1 protein-coding gene is annotated in these 510 nt (G+C 66.3%); it reads left to right on the top strand.

What is annotated here, in order from left to right; all coding sequences use genetic code 11:
- Positions 1 to 510 (top strand): Ig-like domain-containing protein (locus BTW07_RS19235; protein WP_167369311.1); only part of this gene is annotated, 510 nt, incomplete at both ends.

Raw genomic sequence — 510 nt, 5'->3', positions numbered from 1 at the left:
GGGCAAGTTCCAGCAGCAAGTGACGTCGATGGCACCATCGCCAGCTACGCGCTCGACGCCGGCGTAGGTCAGGGCAACGGTAGCCTGACGTTCAACGCCGACGGTTCCTACAGCTTCGCCCCCGGCACCGACTTCGATGGTCTCGCTGCCGGCGCGAGCCGCGACGTCACCTTCAGCTATACCGCCACCGATAACGATGGCGGCGTCAGTGCGCCCAAGACCGTCACCATTACCGTCACCGGCACTAACGATGCCCCGGTCGCTCTCGCCGGTACCCCCACCACCGGCGAGAACACCCTTCTCACCGGCCAGGTGCCGGCGGCGTCCGATGTCGATGGCACCATCGCCGGTTACGACCTGGCGACGGATGTCGGCACCGGCAACGGCAGCCTCAGCTTTAATAGCGACGGCAGCTACAGCTTCACGCCCGGCACCGACTTCGACGGTCTCGCCGCGGGCGAGAGCCGCGACGTCACCTTCAGCTATACCGCCACCGATAACGATGGCGGC

The organism is Salinicola socius, assembly GCF_001937195.1.
Lineage (GTDB): Bacteria > Pseudomonadota > Gammaproteobacteria > Pseudomonadales > Halomonadaceae > Salinicola > Salinicola socius.
The sequence above is the reverse complement of the archived record's forward strand: the minus strand, read 5'-3'. Positions and strand labels throughout refer to the sequence as shown.